The organism is Nonomuraea rosea (genome assembly GCF_039539705.1).
In the GTDB taxonomy this organism is placed as follows: domain Bacteria; phylum Actinomycetota; class Actinomycetes; order Streptosporangiales; family Streptosporangiaceae; genus Nonomuraea; species Nonomuraea rosea.
Map to the genome: position 1 here is coordinate 87,436 of NZ_BAABDQ010000041.1, position 23,419 is coordinate 110,854.

Below are 23,419 nucleotides of genomic sequence, written 5' to 3' on the forward strand. Positions count from 1 at the left end.
AGCGTTAGGTTGAATCAAATGGTTCACTTTGCCGAGCGGTAAGTCAACCCTCTGCACCGGAACCTGACCTTCCCCCTTTCAGCACGGCGCGGCCTCCGCGCCGAGATCGTGCGTGGACGCACAGCCTGAGCTCACTGTCCGTCCACGGCAGGAGAAACACATGCGTAATAGACTCAAGTGGCTCACGCCCGCGCTGGTCGCTACGGCCCTGGTGGCGGCTGCGTGCGGCAACCAGGCACCGAACGGCCCGGCCGAGGACGGGCTGCGCGTCGGCCTGGCCTACGACATCGGCGGACGCGGCGACCAGTCGTTCAACGACGCGGCGGCCCGGGGGCTCGACGAGGCCAAGGCGAAGCTGCGCGTGGCCAAGACCCAAGAGCTCGAAGCGACCGCGGGAGAGTCGGACCAAGCCAAGGAACAGCGGCTCCGCCTGCTCGCCCAGCAGGGATTCAACCCCATCATCGCGGTCGGCTTCGCCTATGCCGGGCCGCTGCAGAAGATCGCGGGCCAGTTCCCCGGCACCCGCTTCGCGCTGATCGACAGCCTGGACGCGCACGCGCCCAATGTCGCCAACCTGGTCTTCGCCGAGCAGGAAGGCTCCTATCTCGTCGGAGCCGCCGCAGCACTGAAGAGCAAGACCGAGACCGTCGGCTTCATCGGCGGCGCCAACACCCCGATCATCGGCAAGTTCCTCGCCGGCTTCGAGGCGGGCGTGACCGCGGTCTCCCCGAAGAAGAAAGTGCTGGTGCAGTACCTCAGCCAGGCGCCCGACTTCTCCGGCTTCAGCTCGCCTGACAAGGGCAGGGTCGCCGCTGACGGCATGTACCAGCGCGGCGCCGACATCGTCTTCTCCGCCGCGGGCGGGTCCAGTACCGGGATCGTGCAGGCCGCCCACCAGAGCGGCAAGCGGGTGATCGGCGTGGACTCCGATCAGTACCTCCAGCCGGCACTCGCCTCGGCCAAGGACGCCATTCTCACCTCCATGGTCAAGCGCGTCGACCGGGCGGTCCTGGACTTCGTCGCCGACGTCGAGCAGAACCGGTTCGTGGCCGGCGAGCACCTGTACGGACTGAAGCAGAACGGCGTCACGTACGCCACCTCCGGCGGTTTCGTCGACGACGTCAAGCCCCGGCTGGAGCAGATGCGCCAGGCCATCGTCGACGGCACCATCGTCGTGCCGACCACTCCGAAGGCATGACGATGGTCGTCACCACACCCGCCGCCGCCCTGACCGCGACGAACCTGCGCAAACAGTTCCCCGGCGTCGTCGCCAACCAGGACGTCAGCCTGACCCTGCGCGCGGGAACGATCCACGCCGTCGTGGGAGAGAACGGCGCCGGCAAGTCCACCCTGATGAAGCTGCTGTACGGGATCCACCGGCCGGATGCCGGGGAGATCCACGTGAACGGCGAGCGGGTCTCCTTCGCCTCGCCGAAGGACGCGCTGGCAGCCGGGCTCGGCATGGTCCACCAGCACTTCATGCTCGCCGACAACCTGTCGGTGCTGGAGAACGTCATCCTCGGCGCCGAGCCGCGCAAGGCGGGGTCGACAGATGTCTCGTCGGCCGTGCGCGGGATCGAGGCCATCTGCGCCGACCTCGGGGTGAAGCTCGACCCGCACGCCCCGGTCGGGGACCTGAGCGTCGCCGACCGCCAGCGGGTCGAGATCGTCAAAGTGCTCTACCGGGGAGCCAGGATCCTGATCCTCGACGAGCCGACCGCCGTGCTGGTGCCACAGGAGGTCGACCGGCTGTTCGCCAACCTCACCCGGCTGACCGATCGCGGGCTGTCGATCCTGTTCATCTCGCACAAACTGGACGAGGTCCTGTCCGTCGCCGACGATGTGACCGTGATCCGGCGCGGGGTCACCGTAGCCGACTCGCTCCGCGCGGAGCAGGTGTCCGCCCGCGAACTCGCCCACCTCATGATCGGAGCGGAGCTCACCGCGCCCGGCCCGGCGCGCTCCCGCGAGCGGTCGGGTGACCGTACCAGCCTGCGCCTGGAAAACGTCGGCCTGAACCCGGTCCCCGGGCGGCAGGCCCTGCACGAGGTGACCCTCGAACTGCGGGAAGGCGAGATCGTCGGCATCGCCGGTGTGGAGGGCAACGGGCAGACCGAACTGATCGAATGCGCCTCCGGTGTCCGCCGCCCGGACTCCGGGCGGCTCACGCTCTTCGGCCAGGACATCACCGCGATGGACACCCGGCGCCGCCGGTCGGCCGGGATGGCGGTGGTGCCCGAAGACCGCCACCGGCAGGCCTTGCTCCTGGAGGCCCCGCTCTGGGAGAACCGCATGCTGGGCTGGCAGACCCACACCCCGAACAGCAGGAAGGGCTGGCTGCGCAGAAAGGCCGCCCGTCGCGACACCGAGCGCCTGCTCGGTGATTACGACGTGCGCGCCCACCATCCGGACGTCGCGGCTTCCGCGCTGTCCGGCGGCAACCAGCAGAAGCTCATCATCGGGCGCGAGCTCTCCCACGATCCTCAGGTACTCCTCGCCGCGCACCCGACCCGCGGCGTCGACATCGCCGCCCAGCAGAGCATCTGGCAGCACATCGAACGGGCAGTGTCCCGGGGCATGTCGGTGCTGCTGATCTCCGCCGACCTCGACGAGTTGCTGACCAGGTCGGACCGCCTCCTGGTGATGCTGCGCGGCCGTCTGGTCGCCGAGGCGGACCCGCGGGAGATCGACGCCGCCCGGCTCGGGATGGCCATGTCCGGCGCGACGGAGGCCACACCGTGAAGCTGATCCCGCACCTGCGCGGCGCGGCCGTCGGGCTGCTCTCGTCGGGAGCCGCGGTCGTGCTCGCCGCCGTGGCGGCCTCGCTGATCCTCGTCGCGACGGGTGCCTCCCCGATCGAGGCCGCGCGGGCCATGGTCCTGAACGGCCTCAGCGACACCAGCTCCGCGATCATCCTGAACTCGGCCGCCGCCTACTACCTGTCCGCCGTCGCGGTCGCCTTCACCTTTCGCCTCAACCTGTTCAACATCGGCACCGAGGGCCAGTACCGGATCTCCGCCCTGTGTGCCGCGGCCGTAGGCGCGGGACTCAGCCTTCCCGCCCCGCTCGGTCAGGTGGTCATCGTGGCCGCCGCGATGATCGCGGGCGCGGCATGGGCCGCCGTCCCGGCGCTCCTGAAAACGCTCAAGGGCGTCAACGAGGTGATCTCCACGATCGCACTGAACTTCATCGCGATCGGACTGATCTCCTATCTGCTGGCTCCTGGACGTCTGGGCAGCGGAAGCGGCAGCAACATGGGCACGGCACCGATTCCGGACGGCCTGCGGGACCCGGGGATCGACATCGCCGCCGAGGGCGCGAGGCTGCACTGGTCCTCGCTCCTGGCCGTGGTCGCCGGCATCGGCTTCTACCTGCTGATCGAGCGTACGGTCTTCGGTTTCGACCTGCGCGCCGCGGGCCGCTCCGCGGACGCGGCCCGCAGCGGGGGCGTGCCCATGGGCAGGACCATCGTCATCGCCATGGTCCTTTCGGGCGCCACCGCCGGGCTGATCGGTATGCCGTCGCTGCTCGGCGACTCCGGAAGCTTCTCACTGAGCTTCCCTTCCGGGCTCGGCTTCATCGGCATCGCCGTGGCCCTGTTCGGGGGTAACCGCGCCGCCGGGATGGCGATAGGCGCGCTGCTCTTCTCGTTCCTGGACAACTCCTCCAACGTGCTCCAGCTCATGGACGTCAGCAACGAAGTCGTCCGCATCATGGAAGGCCTGATCATCTTGGCCGTGGTCATCACCAACCGGCTGACCTCTCGATGGCGCACGGGCCGGGCACGGCCAGATCGGCTCAAGGACGTGCCGGCCATGTCCGCCGCGCCCGCCGGGGCGAACACGGGGGGCGGCGCGTGACGACTCCCACCATCACGGCCCGGAACGAGCCGCATGCCCCGGCCGGGCGCAGCCGGGGGAACCGGCGGCAATCGCTCCTCGCGATCCTGTGCGCGATCGCGCTCGCCGTCGCGCTGGTACCACATGCCACCGACCTGGTATCGGGGAACACGTTCAGCACCGCACTGGTGCTCACCTGCCCGGTGGCCCTCGCGGCGCTCGGAGGCGTGTGGGCCGAGCGCGCGGGCGTCGTCAACATCGGACTCGAGGGAACGATGATCCTCGGCACCTGGGGGGCCGGATTCGGCGCCCTCCAGTGGGGACCCGCCCTCGGCCTGGTATTCGGCATGGCCTGCGGTGCGCTGGGCGGCCTCGTGCACGCGGTCGTCACCGTGACCTTCAAGGTGGACCACATCGTCGCCGGTGTGGCCATCAACATCCTGGCGCCCGGCGTCGCCAAGTACCTGTCCTCGCTCACCTTCGCCGCCATGCCCGGCGGCGGCACGACGCAGTCACCACCTGTTCCGGCACTGCCGGTGTTGCCCCTGCCCTTCGGGCTCGGCGGCCTCTCGACGGGGATCGTTCTCGGTCTGGTCCTGTTTCCGCTGTCGTGGTGGCTGCTGTGGCGCACACCGTACGGGCTCCGGCTGCGCTTCTGCGGAGAGAACCCCGTCGCCGCCACCAGCCTCGGCATTCGGGTGACCGTGCTGCGTTACGGCGCCGTCGTCTCCTCCGGCGCGCTCGCCGGCCTCGGCGGAGCGCTGCTGGTGCTGGCCAGCTCTGGCCTCTACCGGGATGGGCAGACGGCGGGCCGGGGATACATGGGACTGGCCGCCACGGTGTTCGGCAACTGGACGCCGTCCGGCGCGTTCGCCGGGTCGTTGCTGTACGGCTACATGGACGCCCTGCAGTTGCGCGGCGGCGGCTCGGCCGTCCGCACGGTTCTCGTGGTCGCCGCGCTGGTGTGCGGACTCCTCGCCGTGCTGGTGATCCTCCGGCGTGGCGGGCTGCGCAGGCTGGCCTTCCCCGCGCTGGCCGCGATCCTGCTCGCGACCGTCACGGCCCTGACCGACTCGGTTCCGGAACAGGTGGCCTTCGTGGCGCCCTACGTGGCGGTCCTGGTCGCGCTGGTGCTGTCGGGCCAGCGGCTCAGACCGCCGGCGGCACTCGGCAAACGTCACGACATCGCTTCCTCCTGAGGAAGCCCTTCACAGAATGAGGTTGTCGCAATTGCGCATCCTTGCGGATATGGATACCGGGCTGGACGACGCCCTCGCCCTGACCTATCTGGCGCACCGTCGCGATGTCACGCTCTGCGCCGTCACCTGTGTGAGCGGCTGTGTCGACGTCGACACGGTCTCTCGTAACACCACGGCCGTGCTGGCGACGCTGGGCAGGCCAGACGTCCCGGTGGGCCGGGGCAGCGCCCGGCCCCTCACCGCCGCGGGCGCGCCGGCCGAGTGGGTGTTCGGGCCGGGTGGCATGGGCGACGTCGAACTCTCCGGCGCGGCGGACCCCGCGGACCTGCCGCCCGCGCTGGAGGTGATGCGCCGGACGTTGGCGCAGCCCGGCCCTCGCACGACCTTGGTCTGCACCGGCCCGCTGACCAACGTCGCGCTGCTGCTCAGGGCTTATCCCGAGGTGGTCCACCAGGTCGAGGCGGTCTACGTGATGGGCGGCTCGGCCGTCGCCGGAGGCAACGAGACGCCGGCGGCCGAGTCCAACGTCCTGTACGACCCCGAAGCCACCGACATCGTGCTCCGCAGCGGGCTGCCGGTCGTCCTCTACGGGCTCGACGTCTTCACCCGCGTCAAGGCTTCGGAAGCGGACATCGCCGAGCTGGAGAACACGCCCGGGCCAGGAGGCGGGCTCGCCGCCCGCATCCTGCGCGACCTGGCCGCGCGATTCGCCACGCGCGGCGCGTTCCTCGGCGACGCGGGTGTCGCCGTGATCGCCACCGAGCGGGCGCTGGCCGATATCCGCCGGCTCAAGGTCGCCGTCGAGCTGCACGGCCGATACACGCGCGGGGCGACCATCGTGGACCGGCGCGAGACCAGGCCGCCGCACGGCGACCACGCCGACCAGTGGCCCTTCGTCGACGTGGTGTGGGACCTGGACGACACCGGCGTCGTCTCTCACTTCGTCAAGACCATCACGAGAGGTAAATGATCATGAACAAGCTGGGTGTGCACGCAGGGGTATTCGTCGGCGGCTGGTCCCCGGCCGACTGCGACACGGCCGTGGCGAAGGCGAGCGCCTGCGGATTCGACGTCATCGAGATCCCGGTGTTCGAACCGGAGACCTTGTCGTCCACCGCGACTCTTCAGGCGCTGCGGCGGCACGGAATGGAGGCCACCTGCTCACTTGGGCTGCCCTTTGAGGCGGACTTGGCCGCCGAGGACGCAGCCGTCAGCGCAGCGGGTGAGGAGTATCTGACCACCGCACTGGACTTCGCCGCGGCGATCGGGAGCTCCTACCTCGGCGGCGTGATCTACGGAGCCTTCGGCAAGCACGCCGAGCCGGTCTCCCCCGCCGGCCGGCGCAACGCGGTCGCCGCCATCCGCCGGGTGGCCGCCCGCGCCGCCGGCCACGGTGTCACGCTCGGCCTGGAAACCGTGAACAGGTACGAATCCAACCTGCTCAACACCGCTGAGCAGACGCGGGCGTTCATCGACGAGGTGGACGCCGCCAACGTCCGGCTGCACCTGGACACCTACCACATGAACATCGAAGAGCACGACGTCACGGACGCGATCCTGCGGAGCCGCCGTTATCTGGGGTATGTGCACATCGGCGAAAGCCACCGTGGGCCACTGGGGACGGGGACCGTCGATTTCCCTTCGATCTTTGAGGCGCTCCACGCCATCCACTATGAGCAGATCGTGACCTTCGAGAGCTTCTCTTCACAGGTCGTCTCTCCCGGGCTCTCCAGCACCCTGGCGATCTGGCGTGACACCTGGGACGACCCTGACAAGACCGCCACGGCGGCCCGTGACTTCATCACCCAAGCGCTGAACGGCTGACCCTGGCGGGGCTGGTATGGGAGCCACCGATCAAACGGCTCCCATGCCGCGGCTCGTCCTGCTTGACGGCAAGAATCTCCGCGGCCACGCAGGAATCCAGGGCGATCGCCTGCCCAGCAAGGATGACGCGGGTGCGATGCTGATCTTCGGGGCGGTGGTCTTCGCCTCTTCGGCTGCCGGCCGGTCACCAACCACCCAGTAGGCAGAATCATCTTTATGGGCCGGTCATCGCGGTGTCGAGGCGTTTGCGGATGGCGGTTCTGGCTCGCTCGTAGGCGTTCGCGTCGTCGTGCAGCAAGGAGGTGACGTTGGCGGCCTCCAGGAAAGCGATCAGCTCGAAGGCGAGCTGATCGGCGTCTGTGTCGTCGGCGAGCTCGCCGAGCTGGCGGGCGTCATCGATGGCGCGCGCCACGAAGGCGGCCCAGTCGAGGCCGGCCGCGGCGATGGCATCTCGCACACGGCCCGGGCGGGCATCGAACTCCGCGGTGACGGCGAAGAAGAAGCAGCCACCCGGAAAGACCCGCCGCTGTGAGTAGCTCAACCAGTTCTCGCAGAGCCGGCGCACCCGCCCCAGGCCCGGCGGCACGGTCAAAGCGGGCTGAACGACCTCGTTGACGTACACGCCCATCGCGGCGCGGATGGTGGCGAGCTGAAGCTCTTCCTTGGATCCGAAGAAGCCGAACAGGCCGCTCTTGCTCAGGCCGAGATCGGTGGCCAGCCGGCCGATGGACAGTCCTTCCAGCCCGTCCTGCGAGGCGATGTCCGCCGCCCGGCGCAGGATCACGTTGCGTGCTCGCTCGTCCCGCGGCCTTCCCACCATCTCAACCCTCTCGATGTACGAACGTTCGGTTCAGGATAGCGGCTTGACGTTGTCATAGCGCGCACCTAATACTGGCACGAACGTTCGTACAAAGGAGGATTGCCGATGACTGTCATCCCGGCTGTTGATCTCCGGGTCCTGGACCGGCGGGCCTTGGACCTCGCCGGAGAAGTGACCGCCCAAGTCACTGCAGCGGACCTCGATCGGCCCACACCGTGCGCGGCGTGGAACCTGGGCGACCTGTTGCGGCACATGGTCAGCGAAAACCGCGCCTTCGCCACCGCCGCGGGTATACCAGCGCACCGGCCCAACGAAGACAGCGGCGATCTCGAAACCGACCCGCTCCGCGCCTACCACGACTCCGCTGCCGCGGCCACGACGGCGTTCGCCGCCCCGGACATCTACGACCGCCAGATCGAGGTCGGCGAGTTCGGTGCCTTCCCCGGCCGGATCGCCATCAGCATGCACTTCGTTGACTTCCTCATGCACGGATGGGACATCGCCGCGAGCATCGGCGTGCCCTACCGGCCCGACCACGAGCTGGCCGAATCCGCGCTGGCGATAGCCGCCCGGTGGCCGGACACCTCCAAGACCCGCGGTCCGGGGGCCGCGTTCGGCACGCGCGTTCCAGTGCCCGGTGACGCGCCGGACTTCGAGCGGTTGCTCGGTCTGCTGGGCCGCACCCCGTCATGGGATGCGCCATGCTGAAAACACACTGGACTCCTGGACCGGCGGCCGACGTATCCGGCTCGGTGCTGGTCAGCGTCACAGACTTCCAGGTCAGCCGGCTATACGACCTGCCCGGCGTCTACCAGGCCGGGCTCAGCCTGCGCCGTGACTGGCCCCGTCTGCCCGGAGCGATCGGCATGTGGCTGTGGACGGAGCCGCTACGGGGCAGGTGCGGCTCGGTGTCGATCTGGCAGGACGAACAAGCCCTGCGCAATTTCGTCGCCTGGCCGGACCACGTCACCATCGTGCGCCGCTACCGAGGGCGGGGACGACTCAGGTCCGTCACCTGGACAGCCGCCCACTCCGACCGCGACATCTGGACACGGGCCCGCTCCTACCTGTCCGGCGACGGAACTCGAACACCATGACCAGCCGCGCAGCGCCACGAAACGAGAAGGTCATATGCAACGCGAACCGATGACCGAGCCCGGCCGGCATGAGGTGCTGCGCGTCCTGGACGACCGGGTCCGCCGGGGCAGCCGCCCAGGTGAGCGCCAGGACGACCACCGGGTGGCCCTGGCCATCGAGGGCGGCGGCATGCGCGGCACGGTCTCCGCGGGCATGGCCCTCGCCCTGTACGAAAACGGAGTGACGCACGCCTTCGACGCGGTCTATGGAGCGTCGGCAGGGGCCATCACAGCGGCCTGGCTGCTCAGCGGAACTCCCGAGCACCTGACCGGCTGGGCCGAACCCGTCTACGCGAAAGCGATGATCCGCCCATCCAACCTGCTGCGCGGCCAACCGATGGTCGATGTGCGCAACCTCGTCGAATACCTGTACCGCGAGGTGACCCGGATGGACTTCGACGCCGTCCTGACCAACCCCATCGAATATCATCCGCTCGCCACCGACGTCCGCACCGGGCGTTCCACCGACCTACGCCCGTATCTGACCGGGCCCGCCGAACTGCGGCTGGCCCTGCGGGCCAGTGCCGCACTGCCGTTCCTCGCCGGCCCGCCCATCGAACTGGCCGGGCGGCACTACTACGACGCAGGACTCGCCGAGTCCATCCCCTACCGCACCGCCCTGGCACAAGGCGCCAGCCATGTCCTTGTCCTGCGGTCCCGTCCCGCGCCTCCGGCCGGGACCGGAACACCGGCCGCCGGACCCGGCGCTCGACCGTCCTGCGGAGCACGCTTGATCGCCGCGACCGTTCTACGGCATCATCCGGAGGCACTGCACCGAAGTCTCTTCACCCGCGGCCACCGCTCGCTGCACGACGACGCGCTGCTCGCGCAGTACGACCAAGCCGTGCCGCCGACGACCCGCTTGCCCGCCGACGGCCAGATCCCAGCGGTGTTGTCCGTACGTCCCGGGCCTGATACCCCGCGCATCGGCCGCCTCACCCGCAACGGCAAACCGCTCAAAGCCGGGCTCGAAGCCGGCCACACGGCCGTCAATCGTCTGCTGCAGCCGCTCGGCCGGCTGGCCGCCATGCCGTAGGCGCGGCCGGCACCGCCACGCTCCAGCCCCCAGCCGTCCACCAGGATCCGGCTGTTTCGCGCTATTCGCCCCCGATGAGCGCATGAGATCCACGACCTGCTGGTCCACGCTTTCCGGCAGCCGGCCCAAGACCGGCCCCAGCCGTGATCCTCACCCCCACTGATCCGTACCGCCAAGGAGTCGCCATGGCCACGCTCGACCGCCACGACAACGTCTTCGTCCTGGACCTCGGCGACGACGAGAACCGCTTGAACCCCGCTTGGATCGCCTCCGTCAACGCCGCCTTGGACGAGGTGGAAAAGAGCAGCGGTCCGCGGGCCCTGGTGACCGCCGCCACGGGCAAGTTCTACTCCAACGGCCTGGACCTGGAGTGGTTGTCCGCCCACCCTGACCAGGGCCAGGACTGCATCGCCTCCGTCCATGAACTGTTGGCACGGATGCTGTCCCTGCCGGTGATCACCGTAGCGGCCGTCCAGGGGCACGCCTTCGCGGCCGGCGCCATGTTCTGCCTCGCCCACGACTTCCGGGTGATGCGCGCCGACCGCGGTTACTGGTGCCTGCCCGAAGTGGACATCAACATGGTCTTCACGCCTGGCATGGCTGCCCTCATCCAGGCCCGGCTGACACCGCAGACCGCGCACGAGGTCATGGTCACCGGCCGGCGTTATGGCGGCGCCGACGCCGAGAGCGCCGCCATCATCGACCGGGCGACCCCGGAGGACGCCGTCCGCGCCACGGCCGTGCAGATCGCCCAGGCACAGGCGGCCAGAGCCGGCGACACCCTCGCAGCCATCAAGAGCGGTATGTACGCCCCAGTCCTGGCCCGGCTGCGCGGCTGACCCCAGCGCGGCGATGCCGTGCGCGGGCAGGGCCGCGCTCCAGTCGATCAGGTCGCGCAGCAGGGCGGCGTGGTCGGCGGTGGTTCGAGACGGCCGGATGGCACGGCACCGCGCAGTTCCCGGTGCGCCTGACAGGCACCTTGACCGGCACTCTTTACGCGGCGTGCTTGCGGTGCTCCGCAGGGTGCGCAGCTGTACCCCGAACCCGAGATTGTGACTCGGGTCGCTTGAGGTCGTGATTCTTGGATCGGTATCTGTCGTGATCGACTTGCTCCCGGGCCGCGCTGTGCTCGGCGAGCCACCCCGGCACGAGGTGTCGGCGCCGGAGTCTCGTAGACTTCGCGGTCATGACAGGACGATGGCCCTTCATCCACCACGTGACCTTCATCGCATCGGACCTTGAGGCGAGTACACGCTTCTACACCGCCGCACTGAAGCCTCTCGGTGTCGTCGGGGAGGCGGCTGACGGTGGAGCGGAGTTCTGGGAGGAAGAGCTGGACACCCCGTCCTTCGGGCTGTACCCCGCGGGGGATGCCACGGTGACACGGGGCGCGCACATCGCGTTCACGGCCCGCGACCAGGCCTCGGTCGACGCCTTCTACGCGGCCGCGCTGGCGGCCGGCGGCAAGTCCCGGTACGAACCCCGGCTTTGGCCGGAGTATGGCGCCTATTGCGCGTTCGTGGATGACCCGGACGGCAACAACATCGAGGCGGTCTACAAGGAGCAGGCGTAGAGCCGGCGCCCGGCGGTGACGCGGTCAGCCAAGCGCCTTCTACACGCCCTCCTCATCCACTGTGGCGGCAACGGCTTGCGCGGCTCGGGCCAGAACCGAGGCCAGCGCCTTCTCCACGGTGCGAGGCGGCCGCATGTCACGTCCCCTTCAGATGCGCCGGGAGCGTCACCGCGATGACGACGCATCTGTCATCCCCACGATGACAGATGCCCGCCAGCTCTCGAAGCGGGGGCCGCGTTCGCTTGCCCGTCGTGCATGTGCGCGCCTGCGCGCCAGGGAGGGAATCGTGCACGCGGTGCACGTGCACGAGGCGCGGGGGTCAGGCATCGTCGTCAGCCAGGTCGTAGTCGTAGGGCTCGCCGCTCGGCGCGCGGGGGAGCCGGGCCGGCGCGGCCCGTCGGCCAGGGGTTCCCAGCAGGAGGCGCACCGCACCCATGCCACCTTCTCCGGTTGGGCGACGTCGGGGTCGACGACCACGTCCTGCAGGGTCGGCGGTGTTGACCAGGGCGTGGACGACCTGCCCGGTGTAGGCGACCTGCGGATAGGGTGGGGCAGCTCGGTGCCCGGCTGCCTTGCGGCAGCCGCTCGCCGAGCTCCTTGGCCTGCTGGTAGGAGTGGAACGGCAAACCGGGTTTGCTGCCACACCTTGTGACATGAGGGATCTTTCACCAGCTCAGGCAAGGCGTGGTCAAGGTAGAGGCGGCCGGCCCGAGGCGAGCTGATCAGATCGTTGCTTGCTCACGGGTCCATTCCTGGTCCTGCCAGGCAGGGTCCAGTGGGGTGTGGGCGATGTGGTTGGTGTAGTTCGACAGCGTCTTCATCCCGACGCCGAGCACGATGTCCAGCACGTGGCGGCGGGTGTAGCCGGCTGCCAGGAACGCCTGGATCTCGGAGTCGTCGACCCAGCCGCGCTGGGTGACCATCGCCAGGGTGAGGCGGCGGGCGGCCTCCAGTCCCGCGTCCGGGAGGGGCTTGCCCGCCCGCAGGGCCTCGATCACCTCGGCCGGGACGCGCGAGCGCAGCGCGAGGGTGGAGTGGGCGGCCACGCAGTAGTCGCAGCCGTTGGCCACGCTGGCGGTGATCCACACCACGTGCTTGGCCGGCCCGGGCAGCGAGGACCTGCCGAACTGCTCGGCCAGCGCGTTGTAGCCGGCCAGCAGCTCGGGTGATTCGGCCATCACCCCGTTCAGCGTGGTCACGAAGCCCATGCGCTTTTTGGCGGCTTCCAGCATCGGGCGTGCCGCCTCGGGGGCGTCGCTCTCGTCGTAGACGCGGAAATCGATCATCTTCTCTCCTCAGTGTGCGGTGGTGAAACCGTCCAGGACGGCCTGCACGCCGGCGAGCAGGCCGGTCGGCTCGGCTCCGGCTCGCGAGCGCAGGTTGACGCCGTAGGCCAGCAGCGCGAGCGTCTGCGCGGCCGCCTCCACATCCACGCCGGGCCGTAGCTGGTCGTGCGCGCGGGCTGCCTGCAGCACTGTGTGCATCGCCGCGCATAGCGCGTCGTGGTGGGCGTCCAAGACCCGCCGGACTTCGGGGTCCTGGACGCCCGTGGCGTGCGTATTAGTGATCAGGCAGCCCCAGCGGGCATGCTCGCCTGTGCAGCGCGCGGCCACCAGCCGCTCGAAGAATCCGGCGATGGCCGGCAGGCCCCGGGTGTCGGCGGCCAGCTCGTCGAACACCGGCCGTGACTGCCGTTGCAGATAGCGGGCCAGCGCGGCCGCCTGCAGCTGGCCCTTGCCGCCGTAGGTGGCATACAGGCTGGAGCGGCTGAGCCCGGTGGCCTGCACGACCTCGGCGATGCCGGTGACCTCGGCCCCGCGCTCCCAGAACAGCCGCACGACCTGGTCCAACACCGCGTCCGGGTCGAAGTGCTTGACGTCTGGCATCCGCAAACCCCTATCTTGGAACGTACGGTCCAAGATAGGGGTTTGCGGCAATAAAGAGCAAGCTGGTGATAGATCCCTCATGTCACAAGATGTGGCAGAATTCGGGCGGGAAGTTCGCCTCAACGATGTCCAGGAAGATCTTGTAGAGCTCTCGGTCCTTCGCGTACAGGAACTTCAAGTCCGGGAAGATCCTGGCGAACCCGGCCGGCGACATCAACCAGGACTGGCTGGAGCGTACCGACAGCCGCTACCCGGCAGGCGTCTTCACACTGGTCAACCGCAAGAGTTCGATGTGCCTGGGCATTTCCAGCGCCTCCATCGAGGATGGCGCGCGGGCCGCACAGTTCCCCTGTGACGGGAAGCTCAACCAGGGCTGGTCGGAGGTGCCCGTACTCGGATGGTGAAATGTCAGGGAGTGTCGCCCTCGGGTTGCGGAGAGCTCAGCGGAGGACTCTTTTCGGCGCGTACGGGTGACCAGGGCGACCACCAGCTGGCCGCGCCCATCACCTGCATGATCGCCGGCACCAGCAGAGCGCGTACCAGCGTGGTGTCCAGCGATACCGTCCGGCTCCGGTGAGCGGGGCCAGCACGACGCGAGCCCGCTCGGCCGCCCGGCGCCGCTGGCGGCCGCCTCAGCGCGGGCGTGCACGCGGTAAGCCCCTTGCTGGTCGGCCGGGTGGGCGGTGCACAGGTGCGCTCCGTCCAGGTACACCTCAATCGAGCGGTCGTTGTGTGGCATGTAGCGCGCCACAACCTACTGCCCGCCGCGGCCCTACAGCGGTCCAGATGCGGCCTTCAGCGCGCTCGCGGCGGAGATCCGGCAGGACCTGAAGCACGAGGGGCCGCGGATGGCCAAGCTGCTCACCGACAAGACGGCCCCGACCTACTGCCTGCTGGGCCACACCCACGCCGTGCTGGCCTGCCTGCTGGAGGCCGCGGTACGTCCGGACGCTCCGACACCCGCCGCCATCGACCCCGACTTCGCGACCGTGCGGCGCCATGTTCCATCTGGCCTTCGACGGAGGCCTGCTGCGGCTGCCCGCCCAGGAAGGCGACGCTCCCCGATCCGTCCTCGACTGAGCCCCCGAACGTATGACCGGCTGGTCCGGGGAATGGGAGGACAATGAGGGCGGGACTTTTGCCCACGGAGACGCCTGAGCAGAGCGGGAGGTGCACCAGCGTCATGCGGCTGTCGATACGGCTGGTTCCCGTCGGAGACACCACACTGGTGACCGTCCTGACCGGGGAGCTCGACCTCACCACCCGGCCCATCTTGGCCGCTTTCCTCGACCCGATCCCGCGGTCGGCGGTCATCTACATGGTCGTGGCCGCCGCAGATCTGAGATTCTGTGACCTGAACGGGCTCCACCAACTCGCCCGAACTCACCAGGCCCTGCAGGCCAAGGGCGGCCGGCTGGCCGTCGCCGCACCCCCACCGTCGCTGAGCCGGCTGATCGGCCTGATGGCCCAGCACGACGCCCGACCTGCCATCGCGGTACATCCCAGCACGGCCGCGGCCCTGTCAGCCACCGACGTCGAGGCCTACCAGCTCAACACCCCACCCGCGCCGATCCCCCGGCACCTGCCGCGCGTACGCGAGCTGCACCGCGTCCACCTGCCCGCCCGGCGCCCGCCAGCGGCCCGGCCATGCCCCGAACCGGCCGACCTGCCGCCGGCCACCCCGGCCATCGGCCGGGCCCAGGCCTTACGCGAACAGGCCGCCGAGCGTCAGCACACCCTTGCCGACCGGCTCAGCGCCGCGCAGGACACCGTGACGCGGCTGCGCGAGGCCCGCCGGCGATGCGGCGACAGCTTGGCGGCGCTGCGCGCCTCCCTGCGGGACGCGCGTGCGGCCATGGCCGCCGAACATCCTGTGGCGGGGTCCGGCTGACGCATTCCGAGCTCACCTTGGCCTGGGCCGACAGCGACTACGCCGGCGCCCTGATGATCTGGGCTCGTGACTTCCTCGGCCTCACCCTCCTGATCGTGTCCCGGCCTCCGGGCTGACCCAGCGGCGCTCGCGGCGGACGTGGTCCGCCGCGAGCGTTCCTCTCGCATGAGCGCCGTCACTCACCGTGAGAGGCTCGTTCCGATCCCTAGCCCCTCTTGACCGCCTCGCTCACCTGGGCTGGCGAGGTCCGCCAGGGGGCGCCGTGACCTGGAAGTACCCAGGATGCCGACAGTCCGGCGAGCCGGTCCAGCGAGGCCAGTGCTGTGGCGGGCTCGTCGGTGAAGGGCGCGGGCTGCGGGCCTGTGCGCCCGGTGAGGACGTGCCGCGTGGTCAGGGCGTCCCCGACGAAGACTGCGTCGGCGAGCGGGATGTGCACCGCCACGCTGCCCGGCGAGTGCCCGGGCATGCCCACGATCATCGGCTTGCCTGGCAGGTCCAAGACGTCGCCGTCCCCGATCTCGACGACCTCGCTGACGTAGCGGGTGCGCAGGCCGTTCTTGCGGATGGAGTATCCGAAGAAGCCGAGCGTCGGGCCCAGGCGCATGGGGCCGAGCGCGGTCTTGGGCTTTTCTCCCGTGCGGGTGCGGACCGCGTCGGCGGCGTGCACGAACACCGGAACGCCGTGTTCGCTGCGCAGGCGTTCGGCGAATCCGATGTGGTCGGAGTCGCCGTGGGTCAGCACGAGTCCGCGGATGTCGTCGACGGACTTGCCGAGGGAACGGAGTTCGGCCTGCAGGTCCTGCCAGTGGCCGGGTAGCCCGGCGTCGATCAGGGTGATGCCCTCATCGGTGTCGACGAGGTAGCACGACACGACATCGTTACCGAGGCGGTGCAGATGGGGCGCGATTTTCATGGGTTTCCTCCCGGGGGCCTAGACGAAGTCGTGCGATAGCTAAGATACTTAGCTATGATGGCTAACGTCAATAGCCTTCACTCTGAGAGGACAACGATGCCGACTCCTGAGAAGACCTCGCGAGAAAGGATCATCGCGGCGGGACGCGATCTGCTCGAGGCGGGAGGCCCGCAGGGACTGACGATGCAGAGCGTCGCCGAAAGGGTGGGCGTGCGCGCCCCGTCCCTGTACAAGCACATCGACAACCGCGCGGCTTTACTGACCGCCGTCGCCGAAGCCACCATCGACGACCTGCTGGCACGGCTGACGTCGACCGACGGATCGCTCGAGGCGTTGGTGCACGGCTTCCGGCAGTTCGCCAGGACGTGGCCGGAGGGATTCCGGCTGATGCACTCCGCGCAGGCACCTCCCGAGGCTCTCGCCCGCGTGGCCGCCCCGGTGCTGCGCGCCTCACGGGAACTCGTGGGCGAACAGGAGGCGCTTGACGCCGCGCGCCTGGTGACGGCCTGGGCCAGCGGCTTCCTCGGGATGGAACTCATCGGCGCCTTCCGGTTCGGGGGCGATATCGACCGCGCCTTCGAGTACGGCCTGGCCGGCATACGCCGCGCACTGACAACCGGTCACCAGAGCGCTGGAACGACCCCTTGACCGAGGCCGGCCGGCCATACGGAAGATCCTGGGCCTCGGCCTCGTCGTCCCGGAATCTCGGAAGAACGCGGGGTCCAAGGAAGCAAGCCCGAGTTCTGCGGCTCTGACACCACCCAGCCGGTCGACAAACTCTGGGGTTGTTTCTCAGTTGGTCCGTGGCGGGATGCGTTCACGGCCGGCCGTCCTGAGGCAGTGTGCGCCTCCGGGTGAGGGCGATGGCGAGGCCTGCTGCCAGGGCAGTGGTCACCAGGAGGAAGGCCGGGCCGCCGCCGTACCGGTCGCCGAGCGGGCCGGCGAGCGCGGCTCCGATGGCGCTGCCGATCTGCCCGAGGGTGGTCAGCCAGCCGTACAGTTCGCTGCTGCGCGGCCCGGCGATCACGGCGACGAGCTGGTCGCTGGTGGCCAGCCAGGGCGCGAGCGCGATACCGAACAGGGCGATCGCGACGGCCATCGTCGCGACCGTGGCCGGCAGAGTCAGCGGCAGCGAGGTCGCGGCGAGCGTGCCGAGCAGCCACAGGTAGCGATCACGGTAAGCGCCGCGTGGTCCGCGTACCGCCAGCGCCAGGCCGCCGGCGAGGCTGCCGGCCGACCAGAGCGCCACCAGCAGCCCGGCCTGGTGGGAGGCGCCGGCGTGGGCAGCGAAGGCGGGCAGGAGCACCCACATCGCCCCCATGCAGACCCAGTAGGCGAGGTAGGCGCCGCCGATGGTGCGCACGGCGGGCAGGGCCGCGAGGCGCGGCCCGGCCCGGCGGGGCGGGCGCGGAAGAGCAGGTGTGAACGCGATGCCGGCGCCGAGGGCGGCGGCGCCTGCCAGTGCTTGTGCTCGCGGTGGGTCAGGGTGTCCGGGGCGTGGTCCATCACCTCGACCAGCAGCCGGATCCCCCCACCTCAGTGCCCGCCTTCGAGGTGCTCGCCTCGCAGCGGCGCCATGCCGAGCATGGCCCGGATCGGCGCGGTGGGGTACCAGGATCTTGCGGCCGATGCGCAGCGCGGGCAGCTCGCCGCGGTGGACGCCGCGGTCGATGCCGAGCACGGCGGCCGCCTCGTGCACGGTCATCGTGGGCCGCTGCAGCGCCTTCAGCGGCTCCAGGCCGGGGGCTGCTGTGGGCTGGCGTGGGTCTGCGTGGTCTGCTCTGGTCTCACGTCCCGGGTAGGTACACCAGGCGACCCCTTTACGTCTTCGGCGATCTTGCCAGGCGTTAAGTCCCAGGTCGGGCCCGTGTCCACAGGCGCCTCAAGTGCGCTCGATAAGAGGGCCGCGGGTGAGTCGCCGGTGATTTCCACGAGGTGTCACCACTCATCGCCGGGCGCGGCGCTGTCCTCCGGTCCCGGATTCACCGGATCGTCACGGATCGGCCGGCGCTCGAGGCTGTGCAGGACATCGTCCACCTGGTCACGCGGAGCAAACCCGGGCGAGCGCAGGTCGGTGAGACCGACCGGCCCAGGTGTCAGGCCGGGCGGCGCCTGCCGTAGGCGGCGTGGATCTGCGCTTCGATGCTGGGCTGGCCGAGCACCTCCTTCAGGCGCTCGCCGGCGGCTGCCAAATCCTCGCGCAGGCGCAAGGTCTCGGCAGGGTGACCCTTCTGGCACAGCAGTGTTCCTGACCGGCACGTCAGCCGGTGCCCCGGTGGCGGGTTGAGTTTGGATCGCCAGTGGGCGACGTAGCTGGACAGGTGCTTGAGCCAGTCCTCGCTCGCCCATGACCTGAGATCCGGCCTCGGGAGGTCATGCTGGAGGCGACGGAAACTACTCCGAGCGTTCGGAGAGGTGTTTCACATGCTCAACACGCGGAGAATGATCATTCGGGCCTCCTCGGCCATCCTGGCCGCAGGAGCCATCGTGGTCACCTCTGGCCCAGCCCAGGCGGTGTCCTGGGGAGGGCCGGTGAGCCGGTCCGTCCAGGGCACGATCCGTGACAACTTCGCCTGCGGGCAGGGACCCGGCGGGCTCAAGATGTCGATGCAGAGTAACCAGGAGATGGCCCAGGCGTGCGCCAAGGCCGGCGAGGTCGCAGGCGCCTACGCCGCTGCTGCTCAGAAGGCCAGCGCGGAGCGAGCCGTCTCGGTGAACGTCGACGGCGCGAACTGGGCCTGCGTCCAGAAGGCGGAGCTGGACGAGACCTACGTCGAGTGCTCCCACGCGGACGAAATGCTGTCGCTGTCCACGTTCACGCCTTTGGGCTGACGGGGCGTTCCATAGTCTGATCGGCGCCCACGTCCCAGACGGCGCGCCCCTCCTCCAGGCCGTCCCGCATGACTCCAGATCTTCGGAGGGAAGTGTTCCACATGAGCAAGGCCACGCTTCGTGACTCCATCGTCCTGCTGGCGGCAGGGGCCTTCGCCACGGTCGCCGCTGCCCTGCCGCCCGCGTCATCCGCTCCCGAGACTCAGCCGGGCGCCGCCTCGCCGGCAGCCCACCACTCCGTCACCCTGGCCTCCGCGCCTGAGGAGCCCGGGAGCCGGGCGTACCAGTGCGGGACGGTCGGGCTGGCCGTCGAGGCAAGGAGCGCGGACGACAAGGAGAGCGCGTGCGACACCGCCGGGAAAGTGGCCAAGGCGGCCATCGAAGGCAGCCTGCCCGGGCCGGCCGACGGCATGTCGGGCCTCACCGTGGAGGTCGACGGGCAGACCTGGTCGTGCCAGGACCGCCAGGGCGACGATGACGTGAACCCGCACACGATGTGCGCCAACAGCAGCCGGGAGTCGGAGCAGGTACGCCTGTACTCCTGACCTTGGGAGCAGGATCGGCTCTGCGGGCGCGGACGCCAGAAACCTGCCCAGGGGCCGCAAGTCAGCACATAGATCGATTATCGAGCCGTACAGGCTCGACAAGGAACGGGGGCCCGCGCTGCTCGCTGGTGCTGACGACCTCAACACGGTGCGGCCTTGTCCGGATCTCGCGAGCGGGGATACTTTCCTGACGGGATGAGGAGTCGCCGTGGCCGGACGCAGCAGCAGGTGGAGCCTCGTGCTGATCGTCCTCGTCGCCGCGTTCTTCGCCACATGGGGCCTGTGTGCGCTGATCAGGCCGGGTCTTCCTGATGACGTCGCATTGTCCCTGGCCGGGCTGTCCACAGCGGTGCTCTCCCTGCCCCTCGGCGTATGGGCGAGCAGGCAACCCACCGGCACCGGCGCGCTTCCTCCCGACGAGCCCCGTCACTCCATCGTCCCACGGCAGCTTCCCGCGATCCCGCCGGGTTTCGTCGGGCGAACCGCCGAGCTGGAGAGCCTGACGGCTCTGCTCGACAGCGCCCCTCCCGGCGGTGAGGGTCTCATCGTGATCTCGGCGATCGACGGCATGGCTGGCATCGGGAAGACCGCGCTCGCCATTCGCTGGGCTCACTTGGTGGCCGGCCGATTCCCGGACGGCCACCTGTACGTGAACTTGCGCGGTTTCGACCCCGCCGGCGATCCCGTGTCTTGGAAGGACGCCCTGCGGGGATTCCTGGACGCGCTCGACGTGCCTCCTGAGCGCATCCCAGCCGACGCCGAGGCCCAGGCCGCGCTCTACCGCAGCGTCATGAGCGAGCGACGCATGCTGATCGTCCTGGACAACGCCAGAGACGCGGAGCAGGTACGCCCGCTGGTGCCCGGCTCCCCGGGCAGCGCCGTCGTGGTGACCAGCCGCAACCGGCTGACAAGCCTGACGGCCCTGCAAGGCTCGTACCCGCTGACCCTCGATGTGCTCTCCGACGCCGAGGCCCGCCACCTCCTGACCCACCGGCTCGGCCGGGAACGGATCGACACAGAGCCGGCGGCCGTGGACACGCTCATCACCTTGTGCGCCGGCCTGCCCCTGGCATTGACCATCGTCGGCGCCCACGGCGCAGTTCATCCGCAGTTCTCCCTCGCGGCCCTGGTCACCCAGATTCGCGACAGCGAGCAGAGCCTCGACGCCTTTCCCAGCGAGGACGCGCCGACGGATCTCCGTACCGTCTTCTCGTGGTCGTACCGGCACCTCGCCGATCCCGCCGCGAGAGTGTTCCGCCTGCTGGGCCTCCACCCCGGACACGAGATCACCGTGCTCGCCGTGGCGAGCTTCGCCGGCATCGGGCGGCGAGCCGCGCGCGGGGCACTCTCCGTCCTGTCGGCGGCGTATCTGGTCGCCGAGCTGACAGCCGGCCGCTACAGCCTGCACGACCTGCTGCGGGCCTACGCCGGCGAGCTGGCCGAGGCGCACGAGCAGGGTGACGATCGTACGGGCGCGATCGACCGGCTGCTCGCGCACTATCTGCACAGCGCCTTCAGAGCCGCGGTGCTCCTCCACCCGCGCGCCGGCCCGCTCATCGACATCCCCGACCACCCGCCTCCCAGGGTCGTGCTCGCGGAGATCCCGGGCTATGCCGGCGCCATCTCCTGGTTCGAGACCGAACACGCGACCCTCATGGCAACCGTCCGCCTGGCGGCCGAAACGGGACGTCACACGTACGCATGGCAGGTGCCCTGGACCATGGAGGAGTACCTGGACCGACGCGGCTCTCGCCGAGAGCATAAGTTGAGCACCGGCCCCACAGGCCGCTGAAGGCGCGCATCATTCCTGCGGCGCTCCCACCGGGTGGTAGGGGTGGTGGACAGGCGACAAGCTTCACGCTAAAGAAGCCAGCGCCTCATCAAGGGTGCCGTACAGAGGCAAGATCTGTACGAGGCCGGTGATCCACATGACCTGGAGCCGGGAGTATTCGACTCCGACCAGGGCGAACTTGCCACCTGCCGCGCAACTGGCCTTCCAGTGGTGGACGATCAACCCCAGTGCCCGTGAATCCATGAACGTCACCTCGCCCAGATCCAGAATGAGGGACGGGCTCGCGTGGGAGAGATGGTCGGCAAATTGCTCACGCGTGGTGGCGTCCAGCAATCCGTCGACGGCCGTCACGGTGATGCCATCCACGGATGACGATGTCAGGCGCAACGCCGCAGGAGGCGGGGCTTGGCCGTCCGGCATCATCACACGGTCATCGTACTGACTGGGCAGGACTCTGTTCAGGGTAGATCTCGGCGGTGGAGATGTCCCCTGAGGCGGGCAGATCGGGCGCCGTCAAAATGGCCGCCAGCGCGATCGCGGTCGAGGTGTGCAGGCGCAAATGTTCACCGAGCTGAGTGGTCTCGATCAGACGGGCCGGCGCGCCGGCCAGCGCGGTCAGGTGGACGCCGCCGCCGTGCTGCTGGGCAACGGCGAAGGCGTCCAGCAGCACGCGCAGCCCGCTGCTGTCGACGAAACTGACGTTGGCCATGTCGAAAATCAGCTGATCAGCAGGCCTCTGGCGGACATCAGCGATGAACTGGCGCAAAGCAGGGGCGCTGGCCAGGTCAATCTCTCCGGCCAGCGTGATCACGGTTGCCCCGGCGTGATGCTCATGATGCAGATGAAGCGGTGACATCGGGCTCCTTTGACGGCAAGCAACGGGTGGGATGGCCCCCGCCGGCACGCCACCCGCCAGTCGCGTACCCCAATCCCACGGGATGGAACGCCCATGGCTGTGGCCAGAAAGGTTTGGCGTCCCGCTTCCTCCAGGAGGTGACGGCCTGCCGGCTTCTCTGCTGGGGAACTAGAACCAAGTCGGCATGGGAAGTCGAGGCCACGAACACGGAGGTCGCTGGCTCTGTCAGCGGCTTGATGGTCGCCGACAGCATCCTGGGAACGTCCGAGCCGTGGGCTGTGGCACCACCGTAAAACCGATCACCGTGCCCTGAGTCCAGAGGTGAGCGGGTTCATGGACGCGTGTCTATCAAAGATCCCGGAACCACCTGCAGGGGGGACCTCATCGATATCCCTGGCGATTGCTTAAAAAACGTCGGCTATCGGCGAGTGCGACGTGCAGCCCCACGAGGACCAGCGTGCCTTGACAAAGCGCAGGTCCGCGGAGATCGCTCTGTGCTGTCCATCAGCGGCCTCCAAATCTCCGTACTGACCTCGCTCGGGAGCGTCATCAGCGGCTCAGCCGGCATCCCCATCGTTTTGCCACTTCCATACAGGCCGCCGAGGCATCGTAGGAGGCGGCCCGGGCAGGAGAACTGCGTGCCAGACGATTGTCAGCATCCGGACGGCAAGATCGAGGACCCGCCACAGCTGGAGGTCCATGTCCAGCGCCTGCCGCACGCGCGGCCAACCCTCCTGGTGATCCTGTCAGGCCCGTTGGACCACACCTCGGCGGCACAGCTGACCAGGACGCTCCTTCGGCTCACGGCCGTGCCCAGCCCGCCCCACCTCATCATGGACGCCGCACGGCTGACCTTCTGTGACTCCTCCGGCCTCAGCACGCTGGTCACCGTCTGCCAGAGCCTACGAGCCGGCGGCGGCCAGCTGGCGCTGGCCGACGCCCCCGCCAGTCTCACCCAGCTTTTGACGCGCACCGGTCTGACCGCCGCCTTCGAGTTGTATCCCAGTGTGGCTGCCGCTGAAGCGGCCCTCGCCGAATGACACCAAGCGCTGAGTCTTCGGGGTGTGTCGATCGAGCGGGCCGATCGCTGGGGGAATTTCGTCGTCGAGTGGGCGCCACGTTCTTCGCCATGGGGATCGCGTTGCGGATGGAGGAGACGCATCGCAAGATCGGTGAGGCAAGCACGGAAACGTCGGGCCAAGCCGAGACGGGGCGGGATCGTTCGCGGGCCGGCGCGTGAGGGCAGGCGTTCGAACAGATGTGTCACGCGGGTCATG

At 69.2% G+C, this 23,419-nt stretch carries 28 protein-coding genes; 20 read left to right on the forward strand and 8 right to left on the reverse strand.

Annotated elements, in window-relative coordinates; translation table 11 throughout:
• The first annotated feature begins 160 nt into the window (after positions 1-160).
• Genes ABEA43_RS53720 through ABEA43_RS53750 form a run of 7 tightly spaced genes read left to right on the forward strand, consistent with a single transcriptional unit; the run spans position 161 to position 7,064 of the window.
• Positions 161-1,198, forward strand: coding sequence for a BMP family lipoprotein (locus ABEA43_RS53720; RefSeq protein ID WP_345574570.1), 1,038 nt, complete (start codon positions 161-163; stop codon positions 1,196-1,198).
• Entirely contained in the window at positions 1,195-2,742 is a 1,548-nt protein-coding gene (locus tag ABEA43_RS53725; protein ID WP_345574572.1) for an ABC transporter ATP-binding protein, read from the forward strand. Before ABEA43_RS53720 ends, ABEA43_RS53725 begins: the two co-directional genes overlap by 4 nt.
• Positions 2,739-3,860, forward strand: a complete 1,122-nt coding sequence (locus ABEA43_RS53730) for an ABC transporter permease (protein ID WP_345574574.1) — start codon at positions 2,739-2,741, stop codon at positions 3,858-3,860. Before ABEA43_RS53725 ends, ABEA43_RS53730 begins: the two co-directional genes overlap by 4 nt.
• A complete protein-coding gene (locus ABEA43_RS53735; protein WP_345574576.1) occupies positions 3,857-5,038 on the forward strand; it encodes an ABC transporter permease in 1,182 nt (393 codons plus the stop codon). The genes ABEA43_RS53730 and ABEA43_RS53735 overlap by 4 nt, the downstream gene beginning before the upstream one ends.
• A gap of 49 nt (positions 5,039-5,087) precedes the next feature.
• A complete protein-coding gene (locus ABEA43_RS53740) occupies positions 5,088-6,008 on the forward strand; it encodes a nucleoside hydrolase (protein WP_345574578.1) in 921 nt (306 codons plus the stop codon).
• Positions 6,009-6,010: 2 nt separating this feature from the next.
• Entirely contained in the window at positions 6,011-6,862 is an 852-nt protein-coding gene (locus tag ABEA43_RS53745) for a sugar phosphate isomerase/epimerase family protein (RefSeq protein WP_345574580.1), read from the forward strand.
• Positions 6,863-6,905: 43 nt separating this feature from the next.
• Positions 6,906-7,064 carry a hypothetical protein gene (locus tag ABEA43_RS53750; protein WP_345574582.1) on the forward strand — a complete coding sequence of 53 codons (159 nt, stop codon included), beginning with the start codon at positions 6,906-6,908 and terminating at the stop codon, positions 7,062-7,064.
• Between the two features lie 12 nt (positions 7,065-7,076).
• On the opposite strand, the gene ABEA43_RS53755 is transcribed toward ABEA43_RS53750, so the two are convergent.
• A complete protein-coding gene (locus tag ABEA43_RS53755) occupies positions 7,077-7,682 on the reverse strand; it encodes a TetR/AcrR family transcriptional regulator (RefSeq protein ID WP_345574584.1) in 606 nt (201 codons plus the stop codon).
• Between the two features lie 105 nt (positions 7,683-7,787).
• On the opposite strand from ABEA43_RS53755, the gene ABEA43_RS53760 reads away from it, so the two are divergent.
• The 5 genes from ABEA43_RS53760 to ABEA43_RS53780 all read left to right on the forward strand — a co-directional run bounded on the left by ABEA43_RS53760 (position 7,788) and on the right by ABEA43_RS53780 (position 11,427).
• A complete protein-coding gene (locus ABEA43_RS53760) occupies positions 7,788-8,390 on the forward strand; it encodes a TIGR03086 family metal-binding protein (RefSeq protein ID WP_345574586.1) in 603 nt (200 codons plus the stop codon).
• The gene (locus ABEA43_RS53765) at positions 8,384-8,779 is read left to right on the forward strand and encodes a hypothetical protein (RefSeq protein WP_345574588.1); all 396 of its coding nucleotides are present in this window, start codon (positions 8,384-8,386) and stop codon (positions 8,777-8,779) included. The genes ABEA43_RS53760 and ABEA43_RS53765 overlap by 7 nt, the downstream gene beginning before the upstream one ends.
• 34 nt (positions 8,780-8,813) lie before the next feature.
• Complete coding sequence (locus ABEA43_RS53770; protein WP_345574590.1) at positions 8,814-9,854, forward strand: patatin-like phospholipase family protein; 1,041 nt, start codon at positions 8,814-8,816, stop codon at positions 9,852-9,854.
• Between the two features lie 185 nt (positions 9,855-10,039).
• A complete protein-coding gene (locus tag ABEA43_RS53775; RefSeq protein ID WP_345574592.1) occupies positions 10,040-10,693 on the forward strand; it encodes an enoyl-CoA hydratase-related protein in 654 nt (217 codons plus the stop codon).
• Positions 10,694-11,040: 347 nt separating this feature from the next.
• Positions 11,041-11,427, forward strand: coding sequence for a VOC family protein (locus tag ABEA43_RS53780; RefSeq protein WP_345574594.1), 387 nt, complete (start codon positions 11,041-11,043; stop codon positions 11,425-11,427).
• Positions 11,428-12,149: 722 nt separating this feature from the next.
• On the opposite strand, the gene ABEA43_RS53785 is transcribed toward ABEA43_RS53780, so the two are convergent.
• From ABEA43_RS53785 to ABEA43_RS53795, 3 genes are all read right to left on the reverse strand, one after another.
• On the reverse strand, positions 12,150-12,713 hold the full coding sequence (locus ABEA43_RS53785) for a carboxymuconolactone decarboxylase family protein (RefSeq protein ID WP_345574596.1): 564 nt from the start codon (positions 12,711-12,713) through the stop codon (positions 12,150-12,152).
• Between the two features lie 9 nt (positions 12,714-12,722).
• Positions 12,723-13,313 (reverse strand): TetR/AcrR family transcriptional regulator, encoded by a 591-nt coding sequence (locus tag ABEA43_RS53790; protein ID WP_345574598.1) that lies wholly within the window; start codon positions 13,311-13,313, stop codon positions 12,723-12,725.
• A gap of 82 nt (positions 13,314-13,395) precedes the next feature.
• On the reverse strand, positions 13,396-13,530 hold the full coding sequence (locus tag ABEA43_RS53795; protein ID WP_345574600.1) for a hypothetical protein: 135 nt from the start codon (positions 13,528-13,530) through the stop codon (positions 13,396-13,398).
• Positions 13,531-13,582: 52 nt separating this feature from the next.
• On the opposite strand from ABEA43_RS53795, the gene ABEA43_RS68415 reads away from it, so the two are divergent.
• Positions 13,583-13,717: an RICIN domain-containing protein gene (locus ABEA43_RS68415; protein WP_425570603.1), complete on the forward strand. Its 135-nt coding sequence runs from the start codon at positions 13,583-13,585 to the stop codon at positions 13,715-13,717.
• 779 nt (positions 13,718-14,496) lie between these two features.
• Positions 14,497-15,204, forward strand: coding sequence for an STAS domain-containing protein (locus ABEA43_RS53800; protein WP_345574602.1), 708 nt, complete (start codon positions 14,497-14,499; stop codon positions 15,202-15,204).
• Positions 15,205-15,409: 205 nt separating this feature from the next.
• On the opposite strand, the gene ABEA43_RS53810 is transcribed toward ABEA43_RS53800, so the two are convergent.
• Positions 15,410-16,117, reverse strand: a complete 708-nt coding sequence (locus ABEA43_RS53810; protein WP_345574604.1) for an MBL fold metallo-hydrolase — start codon at positions 16,115-16,117, stop codon at positions 15,410-15,412.
• 96 nt (positions 16,118-16,213) lie between these two features.
• On the opposite strand from ABEA43_RS53810, the gene ABEA43_RS53815 reads away from it, so the two are divergent.
• The gene (locus tag ABEA43_RS53815; protein WP_345574606.1) at positions 16,214-16,765 is read left to right on the forward strand and encodes a TetR/AcrR family transcriptional regulator; all 552 of its coding nucleotides are present in this window, start codon (positions 16,214-16,216) and stop codon (positions 16,763-16,765) included.
• Positions 16,766-16,934: 169 nt separating this feature from the next.
• Here the strand turns inward: ABEA43_RS53815 and ABEA43_RS53820 are convergent, their stop codons facing one another.
• The gene (locus tag ABEA43_RS53820) at positions 16,935-17,822 is read right to left on the reverse strand and encodes a hypothetical protein (protein ID WP_345574608.1); all 888 of its coding nucleotides are present in this window, start codon (positions 17,820-17,822) and stop codon (positions 16,935-16,937) included.
• A gap of 421 nt (positions 17,823-18,243) precedes the next feature.
• On the opposite strand from ABEA43_RS53820, the gene ABEA43_RS53825 reads away from it, so the two are divergent.
• The 4 genes from ABEA43_RS53825 (at position 18,244) to ABEA43_RS53840 (ending at position 21,286) form a co-directional block, all read left to right on the forward strand.
• Positions 18,244-18,369, forward strand: coding sequence for a hypothetical protein (locus ABEA43_RS53825; RefSeq protein WP_345574610.1), 126 nt, complete (start codon positions 18,244-18,246; stop codon positions 18,367-18,369).
• A gap of 172 nt (positions 18,370-18,541) precedes the next feature.
• Entirely contained in the window at positions 18,542-18,949 is a 408-nt protein-coding gene (locus ABEA43_RS53830; protein ID WP_345574613.1) for a hypothetical protein, read from the forward strand.
• A 101-nt stretch (positions 18,950-19,050) separates the two neighbouring features.
• A complete protein-coding gene (locus ABEA43_RS53835) occupies positions 19,051-19,494 on the forward strand; it encodes a hypothetical protein (RefSeq protein WP_345574615.1) in 444 nt (147 codons plus the stop codon).
• 208 nt (positions 19,495-19,702) lie between these two features.
• Positions 19,703-21,286 (forward strand): ATP-binding protein, encoded by a 1,584-nt coding sequence (locus ABEA43_RS53840; protein ID WP_345574617.1) that lies wholly within the window; start codon positions 19,703-19,705, stop codon positions 21,284-21,286.
• Positions 21,287-21,349: 63 nt separating this feature from the next.
• Here ABEA43_RS53840 and ABEA43_RS53845 read toward each other — a convergent pair whose 3' ends face one another.
• Complete coding sequence (locus ABEA43_RS53845; RefSeq protein WP_345574655.1) at positions 21,350-21,709, reverse strand: STAS domain-containing protein; 360 nt, start codon at positions 21,707-21,709, stop codon at positions 21,350-21,352.
• A 7-nt stretch (positions 21,710-21,716) separates the two neighbouring features.
• Entirely contained in the window at positions 21,717-22,142 is a 426-nt protein-coding gene (locus tag ABEA43_RS53850; RefSeq protein ID WP_345574619.1) for an STAS domain-containing protein, read from the reverse strand.
• Positions 22,143-22,780: 638 nt separating this feature from the next.
• On the opposite strand from ABEA43_RS53850, the gene ABEA43_RS53855 reads away from it, so the two are divergent.
• Positions 22,781-23,182 (forward strand): STAS domain-containing protein, encoded by a 402-nt coding sequence (locus tag ABEA43_RS53855; RefSeq protein ID WP_345574621.1) that lies wholly within the window; start codon positions 22,781-22,783, stop codon positions 23,180-23,182.
• Positions 23,183-23,419: the final 237 nt, after the last annotated feature.

Excerpts from the sequence above, each read along its gene's own strand:
- ABEA43_RS53810 (WP_345574604.1), bottom strand. The coding sequence starts at position 16,117 with ATGAAAATCGCGCCCCATCTGCACCGCCTCGGTAACGATGTCGTGTCG.
- ABEA43_RS53785 (WP_345574596.1), bottom strand. The coding sequence starts at position 12,713 with ATGATCGATTTCCGCGTCTACGACGAGAGCGACGCCCCCGAGGCGGCA.
- ABEA43_RS53845 (WP_345574655.1), bottom strand. The coding sequence starts at position 21,709 with ATGATGCCGGACGGCCAAGCCCCGCCTCCTGCGGCGTTGCGCCTGACA.
- ABEA43_RS53770 (WP_345574590.1), top strand. The coding sequence starts at position 8,814 with ATGCAACGCGAACCGATGACCGAGCCCGGCCGGCATGAGGTGCTGCGC.
- ABEA43_RS53740 (WP_345574578.1), top strand. The coding sequence starts at position 5,088 with ATGGATACCGGGCTGGACGACGCCCTCGCCCTGACCTATCTGGCGCAC.
- ABEA43_RS53775 (WP_345574592.1), top strand. The coding sequence starts at position 10,040 with ATGGCCACGCTCGACCGCCACGACAACGTCTTCGTCCTGGACCTCGGC.
- ABEA43_RS53835 (WP_345574615.1), top strand. The coding sequence starts at position 19,051 with ATGAGCAAGGCCACGCTTCGTGACTCCATCGTCCTGCTGGCGGCAGGG.
- ABEA43_RS53780 (WP_345574594.1), top strand. The coding sequence starts at position 11,041 with ATGACAGGACGATGGCCCTTCATCCACCACGTGACCTTCATCGCATCG.
- ABEA43_RS53850 (WP_345574619.1), bottom strand. The coding sequence starts at position 22,142 with ATGTCACCGCTTCATCTGCATCATGAGCATCACGCCGGGGCAACCGTG.
- ABEA43_RS53750 (WP_345574582.1), top strand. The coding sequence starts at position 6,906 with ATGCCGCGGCTCGTCCTGCTTGACGGCAAGAATCTCCGCGGCCACGCA.
- ABEA43_RS53815 (WP_345574606.1), top strand. The coding sequence starts at position 16,214 with ATGCCGACTCCTGAGAAGACCTCGCGAGAAAGGATCATCGCGGCGGGA.
- ABEA43_RS53765 (WP_345574588.1), top strand. The coding sequence starts at position 8,384 with ATGCTGAAAACACACTGGACTCCTGGACCGGCGGCCGACGTATCCGGC.
- ABEA43_RS53800 (WP_345574602.1), top strand. The coding sequence starts at position 14,497 with ATGCGGCTGTCGATACGGCTGGTTCCCGTCGGAGACACCACACTGGTG.
- ABEA43_RS53830 (WP_345574613.1), top strand. The coding sequence starts at position 18,542 with ATGCTCAACACGCGGAGAATGATCATTCGGGCCTCCTCGGCCATCCTG.
- ABEA43_RS53725 (WP_345574572.1), top strand. The coding sequence starts at position 1,195 with ATGACGATGGTCGTCACCACACCCGCCGCCGCCCTGACCGCGACGAAC.
- ABEA43_RS53755 (WP_345574584.1), bottom strand. The coding sequence starts at position 7,682 with ATGGTGGGAAGGCCGCGGGACGAGCGAGCACGCAACGTGATCCTGCGC.
- ABEA43_RS53790 (WP_345574598.1), bottom strand. The coding sequence starts at position 13,313 with ATGCCAGACGTCAAGCACTTCGACCCGGACGCGGTGTTGGACCAGGTC.
- ABEA43_RS53760 (WP_345574586.1), top strand. The coding sequence starts at position 7,788 with ATGACTGTCATCCCGGCTGTTGATCTCCGGGTCCTGGACCGGCGGGCC.
- ABEA43_RS53745 (WP_345574580.1), top strand. The coding sequence starts at position 6,011 with ATGAACAAGCTGGGTGTGCACGCAGGGGTATTCGTCGGCGGCTGGTCC.
- ABEA43_RS53720 (WP_345574570.1), top strand. The coding sequence starts at position 161 with ATGCGTAATAGACTCAAGTGGCTCACGCCCGCGCTGGTCGCTACGGCC.
- ABEA43_RS53820 (WP_345574608.1), bottom strand. The coding sequence starts at position 17,822 with ATGACCGTGCACGAGGCGGCCGCCGTGCTCGGCATCGACCGCGGCGTC.